Raw genomic sequence first — 25,848 nt, forward strand, 5'->3', positions numbered from 1 at the left:
AGAAAAAAGGCAATGGGCATGATGCGTGCGGGGGCACATCTTGGGATTACGGGAATTTGGCGGAAAGCAAGTCGATTCTGGTCCGATCGCCGCGGCATCGCGGCAGTCGAATTCGCCTTGATCATGCCTATTCTGCTGATCATGTATTTCCTGACAATGGAGGCGTCACAGGCCATCGAGACCAGCAAGAAGGTCAGTCGTATCGGCAGCATGGTGGCTGATCTCGTCACCCAGCAGACAAATGTCTTCAAAGCCGACATCGACGGCATCATGAAGATCGGCTCCGTCACCCTTCAACCCTACAACCGCTCGAACCCGAGCATCACCATAACGGCAATACAGGTCTCGGCCGACGGGACGAGGGCATTGGTGGTATGGTCGCGCAAGTTGGTCGCAGGCGTCGCCGGCCCCGGCGCCGCCGCGACCACCGAGACCACGGTTCCAGCACCGCTCATGGTCGCCAACACCTTCCTCATCCGTGCCGAAAGCAATCTTGGCTACATCCCGGTCATCGCCTGGACGGCGAGCGACCAGCAGAAGCTCGGACTGACCTCGGCTCTCAGCAACATAACGATGGGCGAAACCTATTTTCTGCGTCCCCGCAGAAGCGTGGCGGTTACTTGCAGCGACTGTTGAACCATGACGGCCAGGCAGTTTGCAGAACCGCTCCGGCTCTTAATCCACCGCGATTGCAGGTGAGAAGCCGTTACGCAGATTTTCCGTTTTGGAATTGCGCTACTGCTGCTGACTTCTGCCCGAGACGAAGCGCACGATAGAAGCCGCCATCTCGTAATCGTTTGGGGCAACGGCAGCGAAGCCACCGGAATGTTTCGGTTCCAGGAGGTGGTAAATGTCCGGAGTCGTCGACTTGAGGTTGGTGAGGAACACGGTGAGCCGTCGCTTGGCTTCAGGGTCGAGATCGCTACGCACCGCGTGGGGACCATATCTCAGCAGGCCAGACGTCCATACGACCCGAAGTTCCGCCGCTGAAAGGCCTGCCGCTTCGAGCCTGGCCTGCGTGCCCGATGCTTCCGGCTGACCGTCCGCCGCAGCAGTCACCCAGCCGAACAGACCATCGGCCCTGCCATCAATCAGCATCGTTTCGGCCGCTGCAGCCGAGTCGGCGCGGACCAGAAACGGTGCATCTTCCGCCAGCTTGTGGCCTTCCGCCGCCAACGCCACCAGTGGCAAGAGAGAACCGCCGACGCTGTCAGAAGGCGCAATGGCGATGCGATGGCTCTCCATCGCCGCCAGATTGGGCAGCTTGCCGTCCCGGGTCAGCAGAACGGAGCGGATACCGGTCGCACCGTCGGAATCGACCGGAGCCACAAGTGGCTCGATACATAAGCAGCGCTGCGAGGCCGTCGCATAGGCGGTCGCCGAATAGATCGCGTATTCGATGCGGGCATTGGCCTGCGCCTCGATCAGCGCGGCATAGTCGCGGGCAACTACAAACTCGACCTTCATGCCCAGAGCCTTGGTGTAGGCGTCAGTCAACACAGCCAGCCCCGGAACGGTATTGCCGGCGCCTGGCTCGGCAACGATGCCGATGCGAAACGTGCCGATATCGTCGCGCCAGTCGGCATGTGCCGGATTGGACCAGAGCGTGGCCTGCACCAGCATGAGAGCAGCAGTCGCCTTCAGTGCAACACTCCGAACCGCCGTCTGTTTTCCTCGACCCATGCCCATCCGACGCACCGTTGCGACATGCACTCCTTGTTTATGCCTGTCGTTGCCCAACCGCTGCGCAGCTTTGGGCGACATCACTGGACCATCACGCCTGGCCGTTGCCGTTTGGTTTCCGAATTGCCAATGAAGTCGCGGAACCCTATGTCTGGTCGTTCAAACTGGCAACAACTCGATGGCGCGCGCTTTCCTCTTCGTTCTGGACTCCTTCGGCATCGGTGGCGCCACCGACGCCGATCGCTACGGCGATGCCGGCGCCAACACATTCGCGCACATCACCGAGGCCTGCGCCGAAGGCCGCGCGGATCGCGAAGGGCTTCGCAGCGGACCGCTGTTTGTTCCCCACATGGCTTCGCTTGGGCTTGGCAAGGCTGCCGAAACCGCGACGGGACTGGGCTTTGCCAGTAGCGGGACAGATCTGCTCGCCACTGCCTTCCACGGCGCCGCGCAGGAGGTTTCAAGCGGCAAGGACACACCGTCGGGCCATTGGGAAATCGCCGGCCTGCCGGTGCGCTTCGACTGGGGCTATTTCCCGGATACGGTTCCCGCCTTTCCGGCCGAACTGACCGAGGCGATGATCCGCGAAGGCAAGGTGCCGGGCATTCTCGGCAATTGTCATGCGCCGGGCACCCAGATCATCGAGCGGCTCGGCGAGGAGCACATCCGTACCAGCATGCCGATCTGCTATACGTCTGTCGACTCGGTGCTGCAGATCGCCGCGCATGAAGTCCATTTCGGCCTCGAGCGGCTTTATGAATTCTGCAAGGTGGTGCGCAGGCTGGTCGACCCACTGCGGATCGGACGGGTTATCGCGCGGCCTTTCATCGGCGAAACCGCCGCCACTTTCGAGCGAACGTACAACCGCCATGACTACGCCGTGCCACCGCCGGAGCCGACGCTGCTCGACCGGCTGACGGCGCGTGGTAGCCGTGTCATCGCCATCGGCAAGATCGGCGACATCTTCGCCCATCGCGGAATTTCGCAAGAGCGCAAGGCGGCGGGCAACATGGCGATGTTCAACGAGGCGCTGGGCGCGATAGATGATGCCGGCAACGGTGATCTCGTCTTCGCCAATTTCGTCGACTTCGACACCGAATTCGGCCATCGCCGCGATGTTGCAGGCTATGCTGCCGCGCTCGAAGCGTTCGACCGGCGACTGCCGGAGGCTTTTGCACGGCTGCGGCAGGGCGATCTTCTCATCCTGACGGCCGATCACGGCAACGATCCGACCTGGCGCGGTACCGATCATACGCGCGAGCGCATTCCGGTGATCGGCACCGGACCGGGTTTCAGGGGCGGCGACATCGGGCTGAGAACGACGTTCGCCGACATCGGTGAAACGGTGGCCGAGCATCTTGGGCTGGCGCGCGGCCGTTACGGCACTTCCTTCTATACGGCGATTGGCGGCCATGCCTGAATTGCCGGAAGTCGAAACCGTCCGGCGTGGACTGCAGCCGGTCCTGGAAGGCGCCACCATTGCCCGTGTCGAGGCGCGCCGACCGGATCTGCGCTTTCCATTTCCCGAGAAGTTCGCGCAGCGGCTGACCGGCAAGACGATCACGGCCCTCGGCCGCCGGGCCAAATATCTAACGATGGACCTGGAAGGCGGTCCCATGCTGATCTGCCATCTCGGCATGTCGGGCTCATTCCGCATCGAGACGACGGACGGCAGCGACATGCCTGGCATCTTCCAGCATGACCGCTCGAAGAGTTCCAATCACGACCACGTCGTCTTCCATGTCGTATCTCCGGCGGGCGTCCGGTCCCGCGTGATCTTCAACGACCCACGCCGCTTCGGTTTCATGTTGTTTGCGGAAGGGTCGCCGGATGTTCACCCGATGCTGGCCGGGCTCGGCGTTGAGCCAACGGGCAACACATTGGACGGCGTACTGCTTGCCTCGTTGATGAAAGGGCGGCGATCACCACTGAAGGCAGCGCTTCTCGACCAGCGACTGATCGCCGGGCTCGGCAACATCTATGTCTCGGAGGCGCTGTGGCGCGCCGGCCTGTCGCCGCTGCGCGAGGCCGGCACGATCGCCAAGCCGGGAAAGAAAGGCCATGCTCAAAGCGAACAACTCGCCCAGGCAATTCGCTCGGTGATATCAGATGCGATCGCTGCGGGTGGGTCCTCACTGCGTGACTATATGCAGACCGATGGGTCACTGGGCTATTTCCAGCATTCCTTCGCGGTCTACGATCGCGAAGGAGAGGCCTGTTCGAAGCCCGGTTGCAGCGGCCACATCGAACGGATCATGCAGAGCGGCCGATCGACGTTCTATTGCCGGATATGTCAGCGGTGAGTTAGACGAGCGCGAGCAAGGAGAAGCAGCCATGACCTATGAAGCGATCATCACCGAAACGCATGGCAAGGTCGGACTGATCAGGCTGAACCGGCCGCAGGCGCTCAATGCGTTGAATTCGCAGATCCTGACCGAAGTGGTCGCAGCCGTGAACAGCTTCAGCGCCGATGCCGGTATCGGCGCCATGGTCATCACCGGTTCCGAAAAGGCTTTCGCCGCCGGCGCCGACATCAAGGAGATGCAGTCGATCTCCTATGCGGACGCCTACGCCCAAGACTTCTTCGTCGGCTGGGAGGAACTTACGCGGGCGCGAAAGCCTGTTATCGCGGCGGTAGCGGGCTATGCACTCGGTGGCGGCTGCGAGTTGGCGATGATGTGCGATTTCATCATTGCCGCCGACACGGCAAAGTTCGGCCAGCCCGAAATCACGCTCGGCGTCATCCCAGGCATGGGTGGATCGCAGCGGCTGACCCGCTTCGTCGGCAAGGCAAAGGCGATGGACATGTGCCTGACGGGACGGATGATGGATGCCACCGAGGCGGAGCGTTCGGGCCTCGTGTCGCGGGTCGTGCCCGCCGCCGACCTTGTCGATGAGGCGCTGAAGGCGGCCGCCAAGATCGCCAGTTTCTCGCTGCCATCGGTGATGATGGCAAAGGAGGCTGTCAACCGCTCCTTCGAGACGACGCTTGCCGAGGGCTTGCGGTTCGAGCGCCGACTGTTTCACTCGCTGTTTGCACTGGACGATCAGAAGGAAGGCATGGCGGCTTTCGCCGAGAAGCGGAAGCCGAATTTCACCAACCGCTGACGCCAATCCTTTGGCTGGAAAGAAGTTGGCTGTTGGCCGCCAAAAAGAAGGCCGGGCAGCGTTGACGCGCCGGAAAAGCTGAACTATAAGCCGCACCAACCGAGGCGGCCCCGTGGCTGCCCGTTTGTTTTTTGCGCCCTGCGGCATCCCGCATGCGCCTACCAGATCAGAAGAGAGGCATCATGGCCAATACATCCTCGGCCAAAAAGGCAACGCGCAAGATCGTACGCCGCGCAGCGATCAACAAGAACCGCCGCTCGCGCGTGCGCACCTATATCCGCCAGGTCGAAGAGGCGCTTGCCTCCGGTGACAAGGCCGCCGCGCAGGCTGCGTTCAAGATCGCGGAGCCGGAATTGATGCGCGCCGCAACCAAGGGCGTGATCCACAAGAACACGGCGTCCCGCAAGGTGTCGCGACTGGCTCAACGGGTCAAAGTCCTGTCAGCCTAACATTACTTGCCTAGACTGATGTTCTTCGAACCCGGCCGTTTGCGCCGGGTTTTTTCGTTTGCCGGCAAGCACTTAAAAAGAATGTCCGAAAACGACGTTCTATGCGGATTTGTCCATTGGGAATACTTTGCCGGCGTATGCATGCCTGCACTTGGTCAGCATGCTTGAAATCGGCCGACTTAGAGATTCTTAGCTACCAGAAATAGCCTTTAATTTTCAGATATTTACCGGCGGTGATCCACAGCTTGTCCACATCGAGCCGGAGCGATGGGGGACAAGTGGCTGTCAAGTGAATTATTTCAGAATATTTCTCTCAGCGCGCGGTTTTTCATATTCGCCGGAAAAGGGTTTGAATCACAATGGCTTTGTTAAAATGTGCCGTTGCGGTACGCCACTCGAACTCGCCTCCAGTAACCAGATTCCTTAAAAATCCGTTAGACGTGGCCTTGCCCTATCCACAGCGATTTCGGTAATGTCGATCCATCGAAAGGGACGGGCTCTGGGCCTTAAACCCAGCCTGAATCGGCCAGCTTAAATTGGCGGGATTTGCAACGCGGATCAAGTCCGCGGATCGATTTGGCTTGTCTTTTTTCGATACGGTAGGGGACTGGCGTAACTAGACATGGCAGGTAGACGGCGGCCGGCGCTCTTTTCGCCGGACGGTGTTGTGTTGCCCTGACATACCCAACGCGGACTGGCTTCCATGGGCCGGCACCGGTTCCCGCTGATAGTGGGCGACGTTCATCTGCCGGCGGCGGCAGCGGACATCGTAGCGAAGACGCAGTCGCCGGAACCGGATGCAGGAGGCGCATCCCCGGTGGAAAACAGGTACGGAAGGACAAGGAAAAGATCATGCAGAGCGGCATCGAAAGGGAGCTTGCGGGCGACCTCCCATTTCCTGGAACTTTGATCGGAGCAAGCGACATGGCGGTCCCCAATGACGCGGAACAGAAATTCGACCGGGTGAAAGCCCAGTTGAAGGCGCGTCTGGGAACTGAAGTTTATTCTAGCTGGTTTGGCCGCATGAAGGTCGCGGAAGCTTCCAAGGGCATTGTCCGCATCTCGGTGCCCACGGCATTCCTGCGCTCATGGATCAACGGACATTACCTAGACCTCATCTCAGAGCTGTGGAAGCAGGAGGATCCGGGTCTCCTCAAGATCGACATCGTCGTGCGCACGGCGACCCGCCAGGGCCGTAGCCAGGCCGAGGCGGAGGTGGTGCCGGCACGCAAGATGACCCGCCAGACGCAGACTGCGCTCGCCGCCGGCACCGTCAGCCCCGGCCGGACAGAGCGTGCACCGGTCCCGCGTCCGGGCACACCGGTCGAGAGCGAATTCCGGCACAATGTGCTGGGGTCACCGCTTGATCCTCGCTACACATTCAGCTCCTTCATCGAGGGACCGTCGAACCGGGTGGCCTTCGCCGCCGCCAAGGCAGTGGCGGAATCGCAATCGAGCGCGGTGCGTTTCAACCCGCTTTTCCTTCACGCAACCGTCGGTCTCGGCAAGACACATCTGCTGCAGGCTATCGCGGCGGAATCGCTGAAGCAGAATCCAAAGTCGCGCGTCGTCTATCTCACGGCCGAGTATTTCATGTGGCGCTTTGCCACCGCAATCCGCGACAACAACGCGCTGACGCTCAAGGAGCAGCTGCGCGACATCGACCTGCTCATCATCGATGACATGCAATTCCTGCAGGGCAAGTCCATCCAGCATGAGTTCTGCCACCTGATCAACATGTTGCTCGACAGCGCCAAGCAGGTCGTCGTTGCCGCCGACCGGCCGCCGTCGGAACTGGAATCGCTTGAGCCGCGGGTCCGCTCGCGCCTCAATGGCGGCGTCGCGCTTGAAATGTCGGCGCCCGATTTCGCCATGCGCCTTGGCATGCTCAAATTGCGCCTTGCCACCGCCAGGGTCGATGACGGGTCGCTGAACATTTCGGAAGAGATCCTCAATCACGTTGCCCGTACCGTGACCGGCAGCGGACGTGAACTGGAAGGCGCCTTCAACCAGCTGCTGTTCCGTCAATCCTTCGAGCCGCAGATCACCATCGACCGCATCGACGAAATCCTTGGCCACATCTATCGCACCGGTGAACCGAAGCGGGTCCGCATCGAGGACATCCAGCGCATCGTCGCGCGCCACTATAATGTGTCGAAGACCGAATTGCTGTCCAACCGGCGCACGCGCACCATCGTCAAGCCGCGGCAGGTCGCCATGTACCTGTCGAAGGTGATGACGCCGCGCTCGCTGCCCGAGATCGGACGGCGTTTCGGCGGCCGCGATCACACGACGGTGCTGCATGCCGTGCGCAAGATCGAGGACCTTTCTGGCAACGACAACACGCTGGCGCAGGAACTCGAGTTGTTGAGGCGGTTGATCAACGATCAGGCCTGACCGGACCGGAGCGACCAGGAACAACGCCGGAATTCAATGGCTTGCCAGTGCGGCCGGGGCCCGGAACGGGCTCGTAGCGGCGCATGGAATCGACCCGGATTTCGGTTTTGCGACACCGGCGCACGGACTTGGCACGCTTTATCCCCAGAAAGCCCGCGTAGCCGGCCCGAACCGGTCGCGCGGGCTTGCGTTCGCTGATTTTTTCCTGTCAGTCTACGCAGATTCTGAGCCTGTTCAGACCTTTCGCGGGGTGCCGCTTACTGGTGACCCCGTCATTCATTCAAGCGAGCTTGTTTCGTCATGCGTGTTATCCTGGAACGGTCAAATCTCCTGAAGTCGCTCAACCACGTCCACCGTGTGGTCGAGCGGCGCAACACCATACCGATCCTGTCCAACGTGCTGCTCACCGCCGAAGGCGCCAGCCTCGAAATGAAGGCGACCGACCTCGACCTCGAAGTGACGGAAGCGACGCCCGCCAAAGTGGAGCGCGGCGGGGCGACGACGGTTCCGGCACATCTGCTCTACGACATCGTGCGCAAGCTCGCCGATGGCGCCGAGGTGATGCTGAAGACGGACGAGGACGGCAACGCCATGACGGTGACGTCAGGCCGATCGAGCTTTCGCCTTCAGTGCCTGCCACAATCCGACTTCCCGGAGCTTTCGGCCGGATCGTTCTCGCATATCTTCCGTCTCGAGTCGGTTGGCTTGAAAGGCCTGATCGAGAAGACCCAGTTCGCCATCTCCACCGAAGAGACACGCTATTACCTGAACGGCATCTACCTGCACACGCATGAGGTCGGCGGCAAGCTGAAGCTTCGCTCCGTGGCGACCGACGGCCACCGCCTGGCGCGCGCCGAGATCGACGCGCCGGCGGGATCCGAGGGCATGCCGGGCATCATCATTCCACGCAAGACAGTGAGCGAGCTGCAGAAGCTGGTGGACGATCCGGACGTCGCGGTGACCACGGAACTGTCGGACACCAAAATCCGCTTCACCATCGGCAGCGTAATTTTGACCTCGAAGCTGATCGACGGCACCTTCCCCGATTATCAGCGGGTCATTCCGACCGGCAACGACAAGAAGCTGATCATCGACCGGCAGAGTTTTGCCGCCGCGGTCGATCGCGTGTCGACCATCTCTTCCGAACGCGGCCGCGCGGTGAAGCTTTCGATCAGCGAGGGTCAGGTGACGCTTGCGGTCAACAATCCGGATTCAGGCAGCGCCACCGAGGAACTGGCCGCCGACTATTCGTCCGATCCGATCGAAATCGGCTTCAATGCCAAGTATCTGCTCGACGTTGCCGCGCAACTGACCGGCACGGAGGCCAAGTTCATGCTGGCCGACGCCGGTTCGCCGACGCTGATCCACGACATGGCCGACGAAACTGCACTCTATGTGCTGATGCCGATGCGAGTGTAGCCTGAGCCGAGTCATCAGCCCGGCTCTGCAGCCGGGACCGGCTACGAGAATGATGGTTGCGGCGATTTCCAGAGCAGTTCCAGGAAAGGTGTGAAACGGCTTTCCGTCCGGAATTGCGTCGAAACAAAGAGATAGAGCGGTTCGGCGTTTCCGTGAAACGATGAACGCTCTACAGGCGGATAGCGGTTGCCGGCACAGACCCACATAAGTAAGCTTACACTTACTAACTTTCGCAATTACGCGACGCTGACGATCGATCTGGCGCCGGGCGCCGTGGTTTTTTCCGGCGACAACGGTGCCGGCAAGACCAATCTCCTCGAAGCGATCTCCCTCCTGACACCGGGGCGTGGCTTGCGCCGCGCCCCTTACGCTGACGTCGCTCGCGAGGGCGGCGACGGCGGTTTTGCCCTGCATGTACGGCTCGACGGGCCTGACGGCCAGGTCGAGATCGGAACAGGCATTTCCGGTGGCGACAACCCCGGCGAAGGCGGCAGGCGGGTGCGCATCAACGGAGCTTCGGCGCGTTCGGCCGAGGACATGCTGGAATGGCTGCGCGTGGTGTGGCTGACGCCGGCGATGGACGCGTTGTTCACCGGGCCGGCCGCGGATCGCCGGCGCTTTCTCGACCGGCTGGTGCTGGCGATCGACCCCGGCCACGGGCAACGTGCGATCGACTACGAGAAAGCGATGCGCAGTCGTAACCGTCTGCTTACAGATGGGTCTCGAGACGACCGCTGGTTCGACGCGATCGAGACGCAGATGGCAGAAACCGGGGTGGCGATCGCCGCGGCGCGGGCCGAGATGGTGCGGCTGCTCGCCGCGATGATCGACAGGTTGCCTGACACGGGGCCGTTTCCGCAGGCCGATATCGGCCTTTCAGGAGACCTGGAGGCCGCGGTTTCCAGCACACCGGCAGTCGATGTCGAGGAGAGCTTCCGCCGGACGCTTGCAGACGGCCGCGACCGCGACTGTGCCGCCGGGCGCACGCTCGAAGGGCCACACCGTTCCGATCTGGTGGTGCGGCACCGTCCCAAGGCGATGCCGGCCGAGCTCTGTTCGACAGGCGAGCAAAAGGCGCTGCTGGTCGGCATCGTGCTGTCACATGCTCGGTTGACTGGCGAAATGTCGGGCATGACACCTATCATGCTGCTCGACGAGATCGCCGCGCATCTCGATGGCGGGCGGCGCGCGGCGCTATTTTCCATCCTTGAAGAATTGAACTGCCAGGTGTTCATGACCGGAACCGATGCTGCGCTTTTTTCCAGTCTCAAGGGGCGTGCGCAATTCCTGACTGTCGACCACGGCACAGTTGGGCCAACGATCTAACTCTGTCCCAAAAACCGCTCCACACTTTTGGGCGACATGCATGAGATTATGCATGTCGTTGTCCCAAAACCGCTCTACACTTTTGGGCGACATGCATTAGCCCCTGACAGGATTTTGCAGCCGCTATATGATCCGGCGATGACCCCTGCCGCCCTGACCGCCGACGAGATCGAACGCTATGCCCGCCACATCGTGCTGCCCGAGATCGGCGGCGTTGGCCAGCAGAGGCTGAAACAGGCGCGAGTGCTGGTCATCGGCGCCGGCGGGCTGGGCGCGCCGGTGCTTGAATATCTTGCCGCAGCCGGCGTCGGCACGCTCGGCGTGGTCGATGACGACACCATTTCGCTCTCCAACCTGCAGCGCCAGGTCATTCACGGCACGGACAGTGTCGGCATGCTGAAAACCGACAGTGCCAAGGCGGCAATCGCCCGCATCAATCCCAACACCAGCGTCGAAACGCACACATTCCGGCTGACTGCGGACAATGCCCCTGCCCTCGTCGCCGGCTATGACATCGTCGTCGACGGTTCCGACAATTTCGAAACCCGCTACGCGGTGGCCGATGCCTGCGCGAGCGCTGGGAAACCGTTGGTTCATGCCGCCGTCGGGCGCTTCGATGGCTCGGTGACGGTGTTGAAGCCATTCGAGGACGGCAAGGACGGCAAGCCCAATCCAGGCTACCGCGACCTGTTTCCCGAAGCGCCACCGCCTGGGCTGGTGCCGTCCTGTGCCGAAGCCGGCGTGCTTGGTGCGCTGACCGGTGTCGTCGGCACACTGCAGGCAATGGAGGCGATCAAGCTGATCACTGGCGTCGGCGAGCCGCTGGTCGGCAGGCTGCTGCTCTATGATGGGCTGGCGGCGCGTTTCGACACGATCCGCTACAAGAGAAACTGATCCCGTGGAACAGACTGAAGCTGTCTCCATCACACAGATTTCGGCCGATTTCGACCGTTGGGACGATGTGCTCGCACTGATCATGTGCGCCTTCGCCTCGATGGACGGCGTGATCGACCCACCCTCCTCTGCCCGCCTGCTGACCACCGATACTCTACGGGACAAGGCGCGGCGGGAGACCGGCTTCGTGGCACTCAAGGACGGCAGGAGCGTCGGCTGTATCTTTGCCCTTGAAAAGGTGGCGGAACTCTATGTCGGCAAACTCGCTGTCGCGCCGGACTGCCAGGGACAAGGTATTGGGCGGCGGTTGATGCAGGCGGTCGAAGATCTTGCCCTAAGCCGCGGCAAGGCGGCACTCGAGCTTCAGACGCGGATCGAACTGACCGCAAACCATGCAGCCTTTGCCCGACTCGGCTTTCACGAAACCGAGCGGACGGCGCATGAGGGCTACTTCAAGCCGACCTCGATCACCATGCGCAAGGTGCTTGTGTAAGCCTGGTCTTTCATTCTGCGTTTCGATTGCGTCAGGTTCTGAGCGGCAGCACGCGGTCCGGCGGGCGGTGGCCATCGACGAAAGCGCGTATGTTGATGATGACCTTTTCGCCCATATCGATGCGGCCTTCGAGCGTCGCCGAGCCCATGTGCGGCAACAACACGACCTTGTGCTTGGCGGCGAGCTTCAGCAGCTTGCTGTTCAAAGCCGGTTCGTGCTCATAGACATCGAGGCCGGCTCCGGCAATCTTACCGTCCTGGATGAGCCTGACCAACGCTTCCTCGTCGATGATGTCGCCGCGCGCGGTGTTGACGATATAGGCCGTGGGCTGCATCAGAGCCAGCCGCCGCGCCGAAAGCAGATGGAAGGTCGCCGGCGTCGAAGGGCAATTGACCGAAATGATATCCATGCGGGCCAGCATCTGGTCGAGGCTTTCCCAATAGGTCGCCTCCAGCCCGTCTTCGACGTCAGGCAGCACGCGATGGCGGTTATGGTAGTGGATCGAGAGGCCGAACGCCTTGGCCCGCCTGGCAACCGCCGTGCCAATGCGCCCCATGCCGACGATGCCCAGCCGTTTGCCCCAAATGCGTCGGCCAAGCATCCAGGTCGGCGACCAGCCGGCCCATTTCTTGTCGCCGGTGAGCACGTTGGCGCCTTCCGCCAGCCGCCGCGGCAACGCCAGCATCAGCGCCATAGTCATGTCGGCGGTGTCCTCGGTCAGCACATTGGGCGTGTTGGTGACGGTGATGCCCCTCTTGGCCGCGGCCTCGACATCGATCTTGTCGACGCCATTGCCGAAATTGGCGATCAGCTTGAGGTTGTCGCCGGCCTGGGCGATCAGTGCCGCGTCGATCTGGTCGGTCACCGTCGGTACCAGCACGTCGGCCTCCTTGACCGCCGCAACCAGTTCCGGCTGCGTCATCGGCCTGTCCTCGACATTCAGCCGGGCGTCGAACAGTTCGCGCATGCGGGTCTCGACCGGGTCGGGCAGCTTTCGCGTGATGACGACGAGAGGCTTCTTTTTGCCTGCCATTGTTTCCTCGTACCCCGATCTCGTTGAGACCTCTTTAACCAAGACCGGCGAAACTGAAAGCCGGTCGCGGTGCCGATTACCCCATGTAACAAGCGGTGCCGCCGAAGACAAAGAAAAAGGGGCGCCGATGCCGCCAGGCAAGCGCCGAAAGGAATGAAAGTGTCTGGTTTCGCGTCGTTTCGCCTGACCCTCAGCGGAGCACTTCTCGGCGCTTTGCTTTATTCTCCGCTTGCCGCGGCGCAGAGTGCAGCAGCACCTGCCCAGAGCGTCGTCACGGTCGGGCCGAGCGGTTTGCCGCTGCCGCGATTCGTCAGCCTGAAATCCGGCCGCGTCAACTCGCGCGTCGGCCCCGGCGCCAACTATTCGGTCGACTGGATGTATATGAAGGCCGGCCTGCCGATGGAGATCATCCAGGAATTCGACACATGGCGCCGCGTGCGCGATGCCGATGGTTCGGAAGGCTGGATCAATCAGTCGCTGCTTTCCGGCCGGCGCACGGCAATAGTCGCACCGTGGCAGCGCGGCAAGGGCGCTCAGATCAACCTTCTCAACAGCCCCGACAAGGACGCTCGGGTGGTCGCGATGGTAGAGCCTGGCGTCATGGGCACGATCAAATCCTGCGACGGCCAGTGGTGCGAAATGACGTTCGATGGCCAAACCGGCTGGCTTGCCCAGTCGATTGTGTGGGGCGCTTACCCCGGCGAGCGGGTCAAGAACTGACCACCTCATCGCGAGGACGCGGGATCAGATATGTAGGCCCGGCAAATCACGGTGACGGCAACGCAGCCGTGTCAGGAGCGTGATCCTGCTGGCAGGCAAACCCGGCAATCCATGCGACCGGTTCAGTAGTCACGCAGCCTGGTCGCCTGTATCAGACCGTGGTCGTTTGGCGCCCGATGCGGCCGAGATGGGTGTCCTGAAAGCTGGTCGACAGCTTGAGGCCGTAGCCCAGCGCACGGTCGATGGCGATGTGGGCGATCCAGATCAATGCGACCGCCATCACGGTCGCATTGCCGGACAGGTGCCCGGCCAGCAGCAAGAATACTGGTACGATCGGGATATGCAGGGCGTTATAGGCAAGGGCACCGACGCGCGGCCCCGCCAGATAGCCGAACATCGATAAGTCCGGCACCAGGATAAGCACCCCGAAGAGCCACCACGACATGCCAGTCGAGCCGTAGAAAACGACGGCAGCTGCCGCAACGATGGCCCATTCCAGCCGAATTGCCAGATCAAGCGATTTCAATCTCCTGCCGATCCTTCGCGGCGCTTGGGGCGCAGCCTCACCACGATGTCAACATTGGCGATCTCCATCCCTTCCGGTGGCTCCGGCAGGTTGGCGACCGTCACCGGACCGCTGTCGATATCGAATATGCGGTTTTCGCCTTCGATATAGAAATGGTGATGGTCGGAGGTGTTGGTGTCGAAATAGGTCTTCGCGCCCTCGACAGCGAGGATACGCAACAGTCCCGACTGGGTGAACTGATGAAGGGCGTTGTAGACAGTGGCCAGCGATACCGGCACGCCGGCGGCGACCGCTTCCTCGTGCAGTTCCTCGGCCGACAAATGACGATCGCCCTTGGCGAAAAGCAGGTCGGCCAGCGCAATGCGCTGACGCGTCGGCCTCAGCCCGGCTTCACGGACCCGCTTGTCCACAGCCACATTTCCCTTCCGGCCGTCCAGGTCCATCTTCTCGTCGAACCTCACAGTTCCGCCCCAAGACACGTCCAGAATGGCAAAATAATGAACTTCTGCCGATACCGGACCTTTTCAGGACATATATTCTGTCGTCCGAATGCGATCAATAGCGCGCATTGACCCAGGCAGACGGGCAGGTTAAGCGCAAACGCCGGTTTCCGGCCTGAAACAGATTGTGTTAGGAAGCCAACGACAGGGCACCCGATAGCCCGAACGGTATGGGGATGAGGTTGATGACGGGTAAATCCAGCTACGAGTACGACGAATTGCTGGCCTGCGCCCGCGGCGAGTTGTTCGGACCGGGCAATGCCCAGCTTCCCTATCCTCCCATGCTGATGTTCGATCGTATCACCGAGATCAGCGAGACGGGTGGCGCCTTCGAGAAGGGTTTCATCCGCGCGGAATTCGACATCAAGCCGGACCTGTGGTTCTTTGCCTGCCATTTCATCGGCAATCCGATCATGCCGGGGTGCCTCGGCCTCGATGCCATGTGGCAATTGACGGGCTTCTATCTTGGCTGGCTCGGCGAACCCGGCAAAGGAATGGCGCTGTCGACCGGTGAAGTGAAATTCAAGGGCATGGTCACGCCCTCGGTGAAGAAGGTTGAGTACGGCATCGACTTCAAGCGCGTGATGCGTGGCCGGCTGGTGCTCGGCATCGCCGATGGCTGGCTAAAGGCGGATGGCGAGCCCATATACGCGGCAACGGATTTGAAGGTCGGTCTGTCGAAACAGCCGACGGTCGGCTGACCAGAATTCCTAGCCGGCCCTTGGCCAGCATCCCTGGAAGGAGTTGCGAATGAGACGTGTCGTTGTCACAGGCCTCGGCATCGTGTCGTCGATCGGCAACAATGCCAACGAGGTGCAAACCTCGCTGCATGATGCCAGATCCGGCATCAGTTTCTCCGATTCGTTCGCCGAGCATGGCTTCCGGTGCCAGGTCTGGGGTGCGCCGACGCTCGATCCTTCCGCCATGATCGACCGCCGAGCGATGCGCTTCCTAAGCCAAGGTGCAGCCTGGAACCACGTCTCCATGGATCAGGCAATCGCGGATGCGGGCCTGGAAGAGAGCGACATCACCAATGAGCGTACCGGCATCGTCATGGGATCGGGCGGACCATCCACCCGCACCATCTTCGAGGCGGCCGAGACCACGCTGAAGAACGGCAGTCCCAAGCGTATCGGTCCGTTCGCGGTGCCGAAGGCAATGTCGTCGACCGCATCGGCAACGCTTGCCACCTGGTTCAAGATCCACGGCGTCAACTATTCGATCTCTTCGGCCTGTTCGACCTCGGCGCATTGCATCGGCAATGGCTACGAACTGATCCAATGGGGCAAACAGGACATAGTCTTTGCCGGCGGCCACGAGGATCTCGACTGGACGATGTCGGACCTGTTCGACGCCATGGGCGCCATGTCGTCGAAGTTTAACGACAAGGCATCGACCGCTTCGCGCGCCTACGACGCCAATCGCGACGGCTTCGTCATCGCCGGCGGCGCGGGTGTGCTGGTGTTGGAAGAGCTTGAGCACGCCAAGGCGCGGGGCGCCAAGATCTACGCCGAGATCGTCGGCTACGGCGCGACCTCGGACGGCTACGACATGGTTGCCCCTTCAGGCGAGGGCGCGGTTCGCTGCATGCGCCAGGCGCTGGCCACGGTTTCCACGCCGGTCGACTACATCAACACCCATGGCACATCGACGCCGGTGGGTGACTCCAAGGAAATGGGCGCGATCCGCGAGGTGTTCGGCGAGAAGATGCCCTACATCACCTCGACAAAATCGCTGACCGGCCATTCTCTGGGCGGGGCGGGTGTGCAGGAATCCATATACTCGATCCTGATGATGCAGGGTGGTTTCATCGGCGAAAGCGCCCATATCGAGACCCTCGACCCCGAATTCGAGGGCATGCCGATCGTGCGAAAGCGCATCGACGACGCCAGGATCGACACCGTCTTGTCTAATTCGTTCGGCTTCGGCGGCACCAACGCGACGCTCGTTTTCCAGCGCTATTCCGCATAAGGCCAGCGTTTTTTTTGTAATAAGGATTGGCGGCCATGGACGGATTGATGAAGGGCAAGCGCGGGCTTGTCATGGGTGTCGCCAACGATCATTCGATCGCCTGGGGCATTGCCCGGAAATTGTCCGAACATGGGGCGGAACTCGCCTTCACCTATCAGGGCGATGCCTTCGGGCGCCGGGTCAAGCCGCTGGCCGACAAGCTCGGTGCCTCGCTGGTGGTGCCATGCGACGTCGAGGACAGCGCTTCGGTCGCCGCGACGTTCGAGACGCTGGGTAAGGAATGGGGCGGGCTGGATTTCGTCGTCCACGCCATTGGCTTTTCCGATAAGAACGAGCTGAAAGGCCTCTACGCCGACACCAGCCGGGACAATTTCGTCCGCACCATGGTGATCTCCTGCTACTCCTTCACCGAGATCGCCCGCCATGCCGCCGCCCTGATGCAGGACGGTGGATCGATGATCACGCTGACCTATGCGGGGTCGGTCCGCGTCATGCCGAACTACAATGTCATGGGCGTGGCCAAGGCAGGGCTGGAGGCCAGTGTGCGCTATCTCGCCAACGATTACGGTCCACGCGGCATTAGGGTCAATGGCATATCGGCTGGACCCGTGCGCACGCTTGCCGGCGCCGGCATTTCCGACGCCCGCCACATGTTCTCCTATCAGCAGCGCAACTCGCCGCTGCGCCGCACGGTGACCATCGACGAGGTCGGCGGCTCCGCGCTTTATCTGCTGTCGGGTCTGTCTTCGGGCGTCACCGGCGAAATCCACTATGTCGATTCCGGCTATCACATCGTTTCCATGCCAACGCTGGACGAATTGAAGCAGACCGACGGCGGACGAGACTAATGCACGTCGCCGAAGCGTGCGCAGCGGTCTTGGGACAACGACATTTATGAAACAAAAGCTTAAGATGCGCCGGCGGAATCCGTTTCAACGCGACGCGCTTTAACCCTCTAAAGAAATACTTTCGGTCGAATAAAATTAGATGCATTGGCGGAAACTCATTTTAAGGAGATATCCGCTAGAAAGCCCCGTACTCTGGGGATCTTTCAATGTCGGCCGTCAGCAACCCGAAGCGAACACCGGTGTTCCGATTGCTCACCATAGCGAGCTCGGGTCTCGGCAGTTTCGTCCTCGGACTCTGGGGCCTGAAGCTCGGTCTCGGCGAAGGCTTTGCCGGCATCTCCGCGGACATGATGGTCGCGATGATGGCCGCGCTTTGCGCACTGGCGGCGTCGGCAGCCGCGATGTCCTTCTTCGCCGGCGTGGATGAATCGGCGGATTTCGTTTTCACGGAAACCCATTTCGATAAACTGACGGGCCTTTTGGCGCGTCCGGCAATGGTCGGCAAGATTGCCGAGGCGGCGTGCGCGACAAGCCGGACCGGCGAGCCGATGTTCCTCATCGACATCGACATAGACCGCTTCAAGCAGATCAACGACGCCATCGGCTACAGCCAGGGCGATGAGTTGATCCGCGCCTTCACCAAGCGATTGAAGAGCTGCGTGCCGCAGCGGGCACTGATAGGACGCATTGGCGCCGGTGAATTCGCGATACTGCTCCCCGACAATCAAGTATCAGGGTCGCTGGAAAGCACCATCGAGAGGCTCATCGACGAGATGATGGAGCCCTATGAACTCAGCACTCACCTGCAATCGGTCAGCCTGTCGGTGGGCATCGTGGCGATGCCGAAGGACGGCGTAGATCCCGTCCTCATCCTGCGCCGCTCCAATCTGGCGCTGCAGAATGCTCGCGCCAGCGGCGTCGGCAACTGGTCTGTCTTCCATGCCGAAATGGGTAGGGTCGCCGATCATCGCCAGTGGATCGAATCCGAACTGAATACGGCCTTCGAGCGCGGTGACTTCGATCTTCACTACCAGCCGCAGCTCGACCTCCCGACCGGGCGCATCGTCGGCTATGAAGCCCTGATCCGCTGGCGGCACCCCGAACGCGGCATGATCCCGCCGATGGAGTTCATCCCAATCGCCGAGGAAACCGGCATGATCGGCCCGATCGGCGAATGGGTGCTGCGCAAGGCTTGCAGCGACGCCCGGCATCTGCCCGACGACTGCTTCGTCGCCGTCAACATCTCGCCCGTGCAGTTCATGACCAAGGACTTCGTCGGCACCGTGCGCGACACCATGACGAGCACCGGCATCAAACCGTCGCGGCTGGAACTGGAAGTGACCGAGACGGCGATGATGCAGGATCGCGACCGCGCCGCCGCCATCCTGAAGCAGCTTGCGGACATGGGCATCTCGGTCGCCGTCGACGATTTCGGCACCGGCTATTCCAATTTGAGTTACCTGATCGACTTCTCATTCGGCAAGCTGAAGATCGACCGGTCCTTCGTCAGCCGCCTCGATACGGATTCCAGCTCAGGCGCGGTCGTCTCGACGATCGTCGGCCTTTCGCGCGCGCTCGGCGTCGGCATCATTGCCGAAGGCGTCGAGACCGAAAGCCAGGCGACGCTGCTGCGGGCGGCCGGCTGCGAGGTGGTGCAGGGCTACCTGTTCGGCCGGCCGGCGCCACTCAAGATCAGGATTGGCGACGCGCATGTCACCGACGAGGTCCGACGCGTCGCCAATCTGCATTGAATGCTACGCCTTGTATCAACGCCGGGCGGCAAGCACCTTGAACGTGCCGTCGCGGGCGAGCTCGACATGGCTCGAAAAGGCAGCCGACAGGATCGGCTCGTAGGGAAGCTGGCGGTTGGCGACCATGAACAACCGCCCACCCGGCTTCAAGGCCTTGGCTGCAGCGCGGATCATGCCGGCGCCGATCTCGGGCTCGGCTGCACGGCTGCGGTGAAACGGCGGGTTCATGGCAATCACGTCGTAGCGCTTCTCGACCGGTTCCTTCAGCAGATCGATCCAGAAAAAATTCCTGGCGACCGACTGGCTGACCACCCCTGCCAGATTGAGCTTCGCGGCTTCGAGCGCATCGAATTCGGCCTCGTAGAGATCAAGCACCGACAGGCCTTGTGAGCGGGCGGCGATCTCGGCCGCCACATAGCCCCAGCCGGCGCAGAAATCGGCAACGCTGCCACGCAGATCATTGGGCAAGTTTTCGACCAGCAATCTCGAGCCGGTATCGATCCGGTCGAAGGAAAACATGCCGGGCGCGGTATGGAACCGGCCTTCAACCAGCAAGGCGGGGTTCGCGGCGCGCAATTCTTCCGCAGCAGCCAGATCGGCGGGGCGGCGAAACCAGAAGGCGATGCCGTGATATTTTGGTAAATGACCTTCAAGCGGCACAAGCTCGTCAACGCGCTTGCGCAGGCTGGCTATGCCATCATCCTTGCCGCCGGCAACGATGACCAGCCCGCCCGGCGCCACGCGCTCAAGCGCCTGCGCGATACGCACTTCGTTAAGGCCCCTATGCCGGCCGGCAAGCACGAGTGCCATATCGAAGCCGTCGCCTTCCGCTTGCGCGGTGACGACGAAGCCAGAAGCCTGCAGCGCGCGAAAATGCGGTCGGAAGCCTTGCACGAGGTGAAGCGCTGCCTCGAAGCCTTCGGGCAGCCTAAAACCCGGCTCAGCGCCAAGAAACAGGGCGCGATTACCCTTTCCAGGCAGAGGAACAGCCTCGGCCTCAAAGGGATGAAAAAGCGTCTTCAGCGGCTCGGCGGACATTGTTCGATCTCGAAACGAAGCCCTGTGTTTGCAATATGAAAGTGAAAAAGCGGCTGAAAAAGAAAACGGGCGCGACATAAGCCGCGCCCGCTTCGAGTCATGAATTCAAGACCGATCAGGCGGCGTTTTCTTCGCCTTCGGTCTTCTTGTCGCGGGCGAGTTCCTTGCCGGTGGCCTGGTCGACGACCTTCATCGACAGGCGGACCTTGCCGCGTTCGTCGAAGCCCATCAGCTTGACCCAGACCTTGTCGCCTTCCTTGACCACGTCCGAGGTCTTGGCGACCCTGTCGTTGGCAAGCTGCGAGATGTGAACGAGGCCGTCACGCGGACCGAAGAAGTTCACGAAAGCGCCGAAGTCGGCGGTCTTGACGACCGTGCCTTCGTAGATTTCGCCTACTTCCGGCTCGGCGACGATGGTGTGGATCCACTTCTTCGCCGCCTCGATCTCCTTGGCGTTGGACGAAGCGATCTTGACCGTGCCGTCGTCCTCGATGTTGATCTTGGCGCCGGTCTTCTCGACGATCTCGCGGATGACCTTTCCGCCTGAGCCGATGACGTCGCGGATCTTGTCGGTCGGGATGTGCATCACCTCGATGCGCGGTGCGAACTCGCCGAGTTCCGAACGCGCGCCGGAGAGCGCGTGGCCCATCTCGCCGAGGATATGCTGGCGGCCGTCCTTGGCCTGGTCCAGCGCGATCTTCATGATCTCCTCGGTGATGCCCTCGATCTTGATATCCATCTGCAGCGAGGTGATGCCGTTCGCGGTGCCGGCGACCTTGAAGTCCATATCGCCGAGGTGATCCTCGTCGCCAAGGATGTCGGACAGAACCGCGAAGCGCTCGCCTTCCTTGATCAGGCCCATGGCGATGCCGGCGACGGGCTTGGCCAGCGGCACGCCGGCATCCATCAGCGCCAGCGAGGTGCCGCAGACGGTCGCCATCGACGACGAACCGTTCGACTCGGTGATCTCCGAGACAACGCGCAGCGTGTAGGGGAATTGGTCGGCGCTCGGCAGCATCGGACGGATGGCGCGCCAGGCGAGCTTGCCATGGCCGATTTCACGGCGGCCCGGCGAACCCATGCGGCCGGTCTCACCGACGGAGTAGGGAGGGAAGTTGTAGTGAAGGAGGAACTTCTCCTTGTACATGCCGGTCAGCGAGTCGACATACTGCTCGTCCTCGCCGGTGCCGAGCGTGGCAACGACCAGCGCCTGGGTCTCGCCGCGGGTGAACAGCGCCGAACCGTGGGTGCGCGGCAGGACGCCAACTTCGGAGACGATCTTGCGGACCGTCTTGAGATCGCGGCCGTCGATGCGCGAGCCTGTGTCGAGGATGTTCCAGCGCACGACCTTGGCCTGGAGTTCCTTGAACACGGTGCCGATCTGCTCGGAGGCGTACTTGGCTTCTTCGCCTTCCGCCGGGGCAAACGCAGCCTTGACCTTGGCCTTGACGGCGTCGACGGCGGCGTAGCGCTTCTGCTTGTCGGTTATCTTGTAGGCATCGCGAAGTTCACCTTCGACGATCTTGAGCATTTCGGCTTCGAGCGCGGAATAATCCGGCGCGGTAAAGTCGCGCGGCTCCTTGGCGGCAACTTCGGCCAGCTTGATGATGGCGTCGATGACCGGCTGGAAGCCCTTGTGGCCGAACATGACGGCGCCGAGCATCAGCTCTTCGCCGAGTTCCTTGGCTTCGGACTCAACCATCAGAACGGCGTCGGTGGTGCCGGCGACGACCAGGTCGAGCTTCGATTCCTGCATCTCATCGACATGCGGGTTGAGCACATATTCGCCGTTGATATAGCCGACGCGGGCGCCGCCGATCGGGCCCATGAACGGCACGCCCGACAGGGTCAGGGCAGCCGAGGTGGCAACGATCGACAGGATGTCGGGATCGTTTTCCAGATCGTGCTGGACGACGGTGACGACGATCTGGGTGTCGTTCTTGTAGCCTGAGGCGAAGAGCGGGCGGATCGGGCGGTCGATGAGGCGGGAAACCAGCGTTTCTTTCTCGCTCGGGCGGCCTTCGCGCTTGAAATAGCCACCCGGGATCTTGCCGGCGGCGTAGGTCTTTTCCTGGTAGTTGACGGTCAGCGGGAAGAAATCGAGGCCGGGCTTCGGCTCCTTCATCGAAACGACGGTGGCGAGAACCTTGGTCTCGCCGTAGGTGGCGAGCACCGCGCCATCAGCCTGGCGGGCGATCTTGCCGGTTTCGAGGATGAGCGGACGGCCGCCCCATTCGATTTCCACTTTGTGGTGATTGAACATATCTTGTCCTTAATATGAGGAAAGGGCCGCGCCGTTTCACGGTGCGCGGATGCCCATTCCCTTGGCTTCCTTTCTCGGGCAGCCACGGGCAAGACAGCGGGAGGCTCGGCTAATTTCGGCGCGGCGAGCGCGCACGAGCGTCCTGCAATCCTGCCCCATGACCGTCCATGGGCGGTTTCGAGTGCCCTCTGCACGATCGAAACCAGGTCTGGCCAGTCGATGCGACTGGCAGAATGCGCGACCGGCGGGCTCTCCGAAGAAAGCCCGCCGGTCAATTCGTCAACGGCGCAGACCGAGCTTCTCGATCAGCGTCTGGTAGCGCGCGTCATCCTTGCGCTTGAGATAATCAAGCAGGCTGCGGCGCTGGGAGACGAGAGCGAGCAGACCACGGCGGGAATGGTTATCCTTCTTGTGGTCCTTGAAATGGTCGGTCAGGTTCTTGATGCGCTCGGAAAGGATGGCCACCTGGACTTCCGGAGACCCGGTATCGCCCTTGGCGGTTGCGAATTCACCCATCAATTCCTGTTTGCGCTCGGCAGTAATCGACATCGTGTTTTTCCTTATCTGTTTGAGGAAACGGGTCGCCCTCAGCCGGGATGTCGTCCAGCAGGGGCCGGTGCAAGCAAGGCGTCATAGCGCTATGCTGCGGCGCATATAGTGCAATTCCCCGGAAAACACCAGCCCAATTCACAAGCCGGCTTTTCAGGCCAAAATGGCCGGTTCTATCCTTGTCAGAGCCATTTCTTCCATTTGAAGAAGGCAATCAGCCCGAACGCGACAAGCGCCATGAACAGAAGCGATAAGGGATAGCCGTAGTAGGCCTTCAGTTCCGGCATGTTCCAGGGCGAAGACCCTGGATCGAAATTCATGCCCCAGATGCCGACCAGGAAGGTGAGCGGCATGAAGATGACCGAGACGATGGTGAGATAGCTGATGACGTCGTTGGTGCGCGCCTGGCTCAGCGACAGATGCATCTCGATCAGGCCGGTCAGCATGTCGCGCTGGGTTTCGACCAGCTCGATCAGCCTGAGAGAATGGTCGAGCGTGTCGTTGAGGAAGACCTTGGTCTCGGCTTTCACATAGGGAACGTCGTTGCGGATCAGCGTCGCCAGCGCGTCGCGCATGGGCCACAGCACCCCTTTCAGCACATTGGCATCGCGCCGCAATTCATGCAGCTGTCGCATCTGATGCTTGTGCGGCGTGTGCAGCATCTCATCCTCGATGCTGTCGACCAGTTCGCCGGCCGACTCGATCGGCGGAAAATAGCTGTCGACGACGGCGTCGATGAGCGCGTAAGCGAGGTAGTCGGCGCCCCGCGCGCGCAACCGGTTCGGCGCGGAACTCTCGATGCGCTTGCGCACGGGATCGAAAGGATCGCCTTCACGCTCCTGAAAGGTGACGACGAAATTGTTGCCGAAGAAGACGGCGATCTGCTCATAGCGGTGCGACGTGATATCGTCGATCATCCTGACGACGACGAAGGCGTGGTCCTCGAAGAAGTCGACCTTAGGCCGCTGGCCGGTGTTGACGACGTCTTCCAGCGCCAGCGGATGCAGGCTGAAAATGCGGCCGATCTCCTCGATCAGCTGGATGTTGGCGAGGCCGGTACAGTCGAGCCAGATGACCGGCCATTTGTCGCAATGGGTGTTGAGGTCGTCGATGCTGGCATTTTCGATGGTCTTGAATTTTTCGGGTGAGATGAGCGTCAGCCTGAGTTCGCTACGCCGCGCCGACGGGTCGGCGATCAGCGTGCCCGGCGATGCACCGACCGGCGGCCGCCGCGTCTTCACCGGCGCCCGCTTCTTGATCGCCTCAGCCTTTGCCATGGAGCCCCTCTAACGCTATGTCCCGCAGACATTAGATGAGTGCGCTCAGCCGGCAAAGACCCGCTTGGGCTTGAACATGCCTTGCTCGATCGCTCCGATGGCGACCAGCTTGCCGCGTGCAGTGGCGCAAGCTTCCTCGGCTTCCACCGGTGCGTCGCGGCCACGAATGATGACCGGATTGCCAAGGCGGATCCTGGTCGCCGCATCGTCGCTGATGGCGATCTGCGGCAGGCAGTCGAGGGCGGCCGATGTATCGACCAGAAGCGCGTCGATGGCGTCGAAGTCGATTGGCGCTTCCACCGCGTCAGCGACTTCTGTCGTGTCGGCGGCTTCTGTCGTGTCGGCGACATCCGCCGCCTCCGAGCTGTCTTCATCCCGCACGCCGAAACGAGCGGCTTCCAGTTCGGCGATGGTGACGAAATCCTCCGGCGTGAACGGCTCGACCTCGACCCGGCGCAATTCGGAAATATGGCCGAAGCAGCCGAGGTCGCGGCCCATGTCACGGGCCAGCGAGCGCACGTAAGTGCCCTTGCCGCATTCGACTTCGAAAACCGTATGGTCGGCATTGTGCCCGACAATATCGAGCCGGCCGATCTCGACCTCGCGTGATGGAATATCGACTGTCGCGCCATCGCGTGCCAAATCATAGGCACGCTCGCCTGCGATCTTGATGGCCGAGAATTGCGGCGGCGTCTGCATGATGACGCCGGTGTATTTCGGCAAAAGGGCAAGCACCTCGGCTTCCGACGGCCGCAGGTCGGAGTCCTTCGTCACCGGGCCCTCGAGATCATCGGTGGAGCGCTCCTGCCCCCAAGCCACGGTAAAGCGATAGATCTTGGCGCCGTCCTGCACGTAAGGCACGGTCTTGGTGGCCTCGCCAAGCGCGATCGGCAGCATGCCGGAGGCGAGCGGGTCGAGCGTACCGGCATGGCCGGCCTTTTCCGCCTGGAACAGCCATTTGATCTTGGAGACGGCTTCGGTCGAGCCCATGCCGACCGGCTTGTCCAGGATCAGCCAGCCCGAGATCGGCCGGCCTTTCTTCTTGCCGCGACGCGCCACTATTCGGTGTCCTTGTTGTCGTCTTTGTCCTGGTCTTCAGGACCCAGATCGCGCGCTACCTCGGGCGACTTCAACAGGTCGTTGATCCTGGCGAAATTATCGAAGGAGGTGTCGAGCTTGAAGCGGAACTCCGGCATGAACTTCATCTGCCGCAATGCGCCGGAGACGCGGCCACGGACGAACTTCGCATGCTTGTTCAGCGCCTCGACCACCGCATCTGTGTCCTTGGCGCCGAGCGGCGAGACGAAGGCGGTGGCGACCTTCAGGTCGGGCGACATGCGCACTTCCGAGACCGACACCACGGTGTTCTCGATCAGCGGATCGATGATCTCGCCCCGCTGCAGGGTTTCGGACAGCGCATGGCGGACCTGTTCGGCGACGCGCAGCATGCGCTGGGATGGGCTGGATGCGGTTGGACGGGGCATTTTTCTCAATCCTGAAAGCGTGAAGCGCGGGATGGGACCGCGCCTCATGTCTCATATGGGCCATTCTCAATAGACCTTGGGCGGCGGCCTTTCGACCACCGCCCTTATGAACAAGTCAC

24 protein-coding genes and 2 pseudogenes are annotated in these 25,848 nt (G+C 61.6%); 15 read left to right on the plus strand and 11 right to left on the minus strand.

From position 1 onward, the window contains the following. Window positions 1-18: 18 nt before the first annotated feature. Window positions 19-636, plus strand: coding sequence for a TadE/TadG family type IV pilus assembly protein (locus tag NKJ89_RS08140; RefSeq protein WP_352601519.1), 618 nt, complete (start codon window positions 19-21; stop codon window positions 634-636). A gap of 99 nt (window positions 637-735) precedes the next feature. Here the strand turns inward: NKJ89_RS08140 and NKJ89_RS08145 are convergent, their stop codons facing one another. Next, window positions 736-1,623 carry a phosphate/phosphite/phosphonate ABC transporter substrate-binding protein gene (locus NKJ89_RS08145; protein ID WP_352601407.1) on the minus strand — a complete coding sequence of 296 codons (888 nt, stop codon included), beginning with the start codon at window positions 1,621-1,623 and terminating at the stop codon, window positions 736-738. Window positions 1,624-1,861: 238 nt separating this feature from the next. Between NKJ89_RS08145 and NKJ89_RS08150 the strand changes: the two genes are divergently transcribed. The 9 genes from NKJ89_RS08150 to NKJ89_RS08190 all read left to right on the plus strand — a co-directional run bounded on the left by NKJ89_RS08150 (window position 1,862) and on the right by NKJ89_RS08190 (window position 11,769). Beyond that, window positions 1,862-3,103, plus strand: coding sequence for a phosphopentomutase (locus NKJ89_RS08150; protein WP_352601409.1), 1,242 nt, complete (start codon window positions 1,862-1,864; stop codon window positions 3,101-3,103). After that, window positions 3,096-3,986 (plus strand): bifunctional DNA-formamidopyrimidine glycosylase/DNA-(apurinic or apyrimidinic site) lyase, encoded by an 891-nt coding sequence (gene mutM / locus NKJ89_RS08155; protein ID WP_352601411.1) that lies wholly within the window; start codon window positions 3,096-3,098, stop codon window positions 3,984-3,986. Before NKJ89_RS08150 ends, mutM begins: the two co-directional genes overlap by 8 nt. Before the next feature lie 31 nt (window positions 3,987-4,017). After that, window positions 4,018-4,791, plus strand: coding sequence for an enoyl-CoA hydratase (locus tag NKJ89_RS08160; protein ID WP_352601413.1), 774 nt, complete (start codon window positions 4,018-4,020; stop codon window positions 4,789-4,791). Window positions 4,792-4,973: 182 nt separating this feature from the next. Next, entirely contained in the window at window positions 4,974-5,240 is a 267-nt protein-coding gene (gene rpsT, locus NKJ89_RS08165; RefSeq protein WP_013533694.1) for a 30S ribosomal protein S20, read from the plus strand. Window positions 5,241-6,164: 924 nt separating this feature from the next. Continuing rightward, window positions 6,165-7,637, plus strand: a complete 1,473-nt coding sequence (gene dnaA, locus NKJ89_RS08170) for a chromosomal replication initiator protein DnaA (RefSeq protein ID WP_502904113.1) — start codon at window positions 6,165-6,167, stop codon at window positions 7,635-7,637. A 300-nt stretch (window positions 7,638-7,937) separates the two neighbouring features. Continuing rightward, window positions 7,938-9,056, plus strand: a complete 1,119-nt coding sequence (dnaN, locus tag NKJ89_RS08175) for a DNA polymerase III subunit beta (RefSeq protein WP_352601417.1) — start codon at window positions 7,938-7,940, stop codon at window positions 9,054-9,056. A gap of 186 nt (window positions 9,057-9,242) precedes the next feature. After that, window positions 9,243-10,382, plus strand: a complete 1,140-nt coding sequence (recF, locus tag NKJ89_RS08180; protein WP_352601419.1) for a DNA replication/repair protein RecF — start codon at window positions 9,243-9,245, stop codon at window positions 10,380-10,382. A gap of 138 nt (window positions 10,383-10,520) precedes the next feature. After that, complete coding sequence (locus NKJ89_RS08185) at window positions 10,521-11,276, plus strand: molybdopterin-synthase adenylyltransferase MoeB (protein WP_352601421.1); 756 nt, start codon at window positions 10,521-10,523, stop codon at window positions 11,274-11,276. Window positions 11,277-11,280: 4 nt separating this feature from the next. Next, window positions 11,281-11,769, plus strand: a complete 489-nt coding sequence (locus tag NKJ89_RS08190) for a GNAT family N-acetyltransferase (RefSeq protein ID WP_352601423.1) — start codon at window positions 11,281-11,283, stop codon at window positions 11,767-11,769. A 31-nt stretch (window positions 11,770-11,800) separates the two neighbouring features. Here the strand turns inward: NKJ89_RS08190 and NKJ89_RS08195 are convergent, their stop codons facing one another. After that, on the minus strand, window positions 11,801-12,802 hold the full coding sequence (locus NKJ89_RS08195) for a 2-hydroxyacid dehydrogenase (RefSeq protein ID WP_023758102.1): 1,002 nt from the start codon (window positions 12,800-12,802) through the stop codon (window positions 11,801-11,803). Between the two features lie 159 nt (window positions 12,803-12,961). Here NKJ89_RS08195 and NKJ89_RS08200 point away from each other — a divergent pair, with 159 nt between their 5' ends. Continuing rightward, window positions 12,962-13,522 (plus strand): SH3 domain-containing protein, encoded by a 561-nt coding sequence (locus NKJ89_RS08200; RefSeq protein WP_352601425.1) that lies wholly within the window; start codon window positions 12,962-12,964, stop codon window positions 13,520-13,522. 151 nt (window positions 13,523-13,673) lie between these two features. On the opposite strand, the gene NKJ89_RS08205 is transcribed toward NKJ89_RS08200, so the two are convergent. Both NKJ89_RS08205 and irrA read right to left on the minus strand, forming a co-directional pair. Further along, window positions 13,674-14,048 carry a DUF4260 domain-containing protein gene (locus NKJ89_RS08205; RefSeq protein WP_023758104.1) on the minus strand — a complete coding sequence of 125 codons (375 nt, stop codon included), beginning with the start codon at window positions 14,046-14,048 and terminating at the stop codon, window positions 13,674-13,676. Beyond that, window positions 14,045-14,491: an iron response transcriptional regulator IrrA gene (gene irrA / locus NKJ89_RS08210; RefSeq protein WP_352601427.1), complete on the minus strand. Its 447-nt coding sequence runs from the start codon at window positions 14,489-14,491 to the stop codon at window positions 14,045-14,047. Before irrA ends, NKJ89_RS08205 begins: the two co-directional genes overlap by 4 nt. 242 nt (window positions 14,492-14,733) lie before the next feature. Between irrA and fabA the strand changes: the two genes are divergently transcribed. From fabA to NKJ89_RS08230, 4 genes are all read left to right on the plus strand, one after another. After that, the gene (fabA, locus tag NKJ89_RS08215; protein WP_023758106.1) at window positions 14,734-15,249 is read left to right on the plus strand and encodes a 3-hydroxyacyl-[acyl-carrier-protein] dehydratase FabA; all 516 of its coding nucleotides are present in this window, start codon (window positions 14,734-14,736) and stop codon (window positions 15,247-15,249) included. Between the two features lie 49 nt (window positions 15,250-15,298). Further along, window positions 15,299-16,519 carry a beta-ketoacyl-ACP synthase I gene (fabB, locus tag NKJ89_RS08220; protein ID WP_352601429.1) on the plus strand — a complete coding sequence of 407 codons (1,221 nt, stop codon included), beginning with the start codon at window positions 15,299-15,301 and terminating at the stop codon, window positions 16,517-16,519. A 35-nt stretch (window positions 16,520-16,554) separates the two neighbouring features. Next, window positions 16,555-17,367 (plus strand): enoyl-ACP reductase FabI, encoded by an 813-nt coding sequence (gene fabI / locus NKJ89_RS08225; RefSeq protein WP_352601431.1) that lies wholly within the window; start codon window positions 16,555-16,557, stop codon window positions 17,365-17,367. Window positions 17,368-17,573: 206 nt separating this feature from the next. Further along, window positions 17,574-19,118 (plus strand): putative bifunctional diguanylate cyclase/phosphodiesterase, encoded by a 1,545-nt coding sequence (locus NKJ89_RS08230; protein WP_352601433.1) that lies wholly within the window; start codon window positions 17,574-17,576, stop codon window positions 19,116-19,118. A 15-nt stretch (window positions 19,119-19,133) separates the two neighbouring features. Here the strand turns inward: NKJ89_RS08230 and NKJ89_RS08235 are convergent, their stop codons facing one another. From NKJ89_RS08235 to rbfA, 7 genes and pseudogenes are all read right to left on the minus strand, one after another. Then, a complete protein-coding gene (locus NKJ89_RS08235) occupies window positions 19,134-20,156 on the minus strand; it encodes a class I SAM-dependent methyltransferase (protein ID WP_352601435.1) in 1,023 nt (340 codons plus the stop codon). Window positions 20,157-20,271: 115 nt separating this feature from the next. After that, window positions 20,272-22,419: a polyribonucleotide nucleotidyltransferase gene (pnp, locus tag NKJ89_RS08240; RefSeq protein WP_352601437.1), complete on the minus strand. Its 2,148-nt coding sequence runs from the start codon at window positions 22,417-22,419 to the stop codon at window positions 20,272-20,274. Window positions 22,420-22,698: 279 nt separating this feature from the next. Further along, the gene (gene rpsO, locus NKJ89_RS08245) at window positions 22,699-23,010 is read right to left on the minus strand and encodes a 30S ribosomal protein S15 (protein WP_269470859.1); all 312 of its coding nucleotides are present in this window, start codon (window positions 23,008-23,010) and stop codon (window positions 22,699-22,701) included. 140 nt (window positions 23,011-23,150) lie between these two features. Continuing rightward, window positions 23,151-24,245, minus strand: a complete 1,095-nt coding sequence (corA, locus tag NKJ89_RS08250; RefSeq protein ID WP_352601439.1) for a magnesium/cobalt transporter CorA — start codon at window positions 24,243-24,245, stop codon at window positions 23,151-23,153. A gap of 45 nt (window positions 24,246-24,290) precedes the next feature. Continuing rightward, window positions 24,291-24,530 (minus strand): annotated as a pseudogene (gene truB, locus NKJ89_RS35730) (tRNA pseudouridine(55) synthase TruB); the annotation flags it as partial. Between the two features lie 104 nt (window positions 24,531-24,634). Next, window positions 24,635-25,304: pseudogene (truB, locus tag NKJ89_RS08255) on the minus strand (tRNA pseudouridine(55) synthase TruB); the annotation flags it as partial. Beyond that, the gene (gene rbfA, locus NKJ89_RS08260) at window positions 25,304-25,729 is read right to left on the minus strand and encodes a 30S ribosome-binding factor RbfA (protein ID WP_352601443.1); all 426 of its coding nucleotides are present in this window, start codon (window positions 25,727-25,729) and stop codon (window positions 25,304-25,306) included. The gene rbfA and the pseudogene truB (NKJ89_RS08255), both read right to left, overlap by 1 nt. Window positions 25,730-25,848: the final 119 nt, after the last annotated feature.

Origin of the sequence: Mesorhizobium sp. M0047, assembly GCF_040323315.1 — a bacterium.
Taxonomy (GTDB): domain Bacteria; phylum Pseudomonadota; class Alphaproteobacteria; order Rhizobiales; family Rhizobiaceae; genus Mesorhizobium.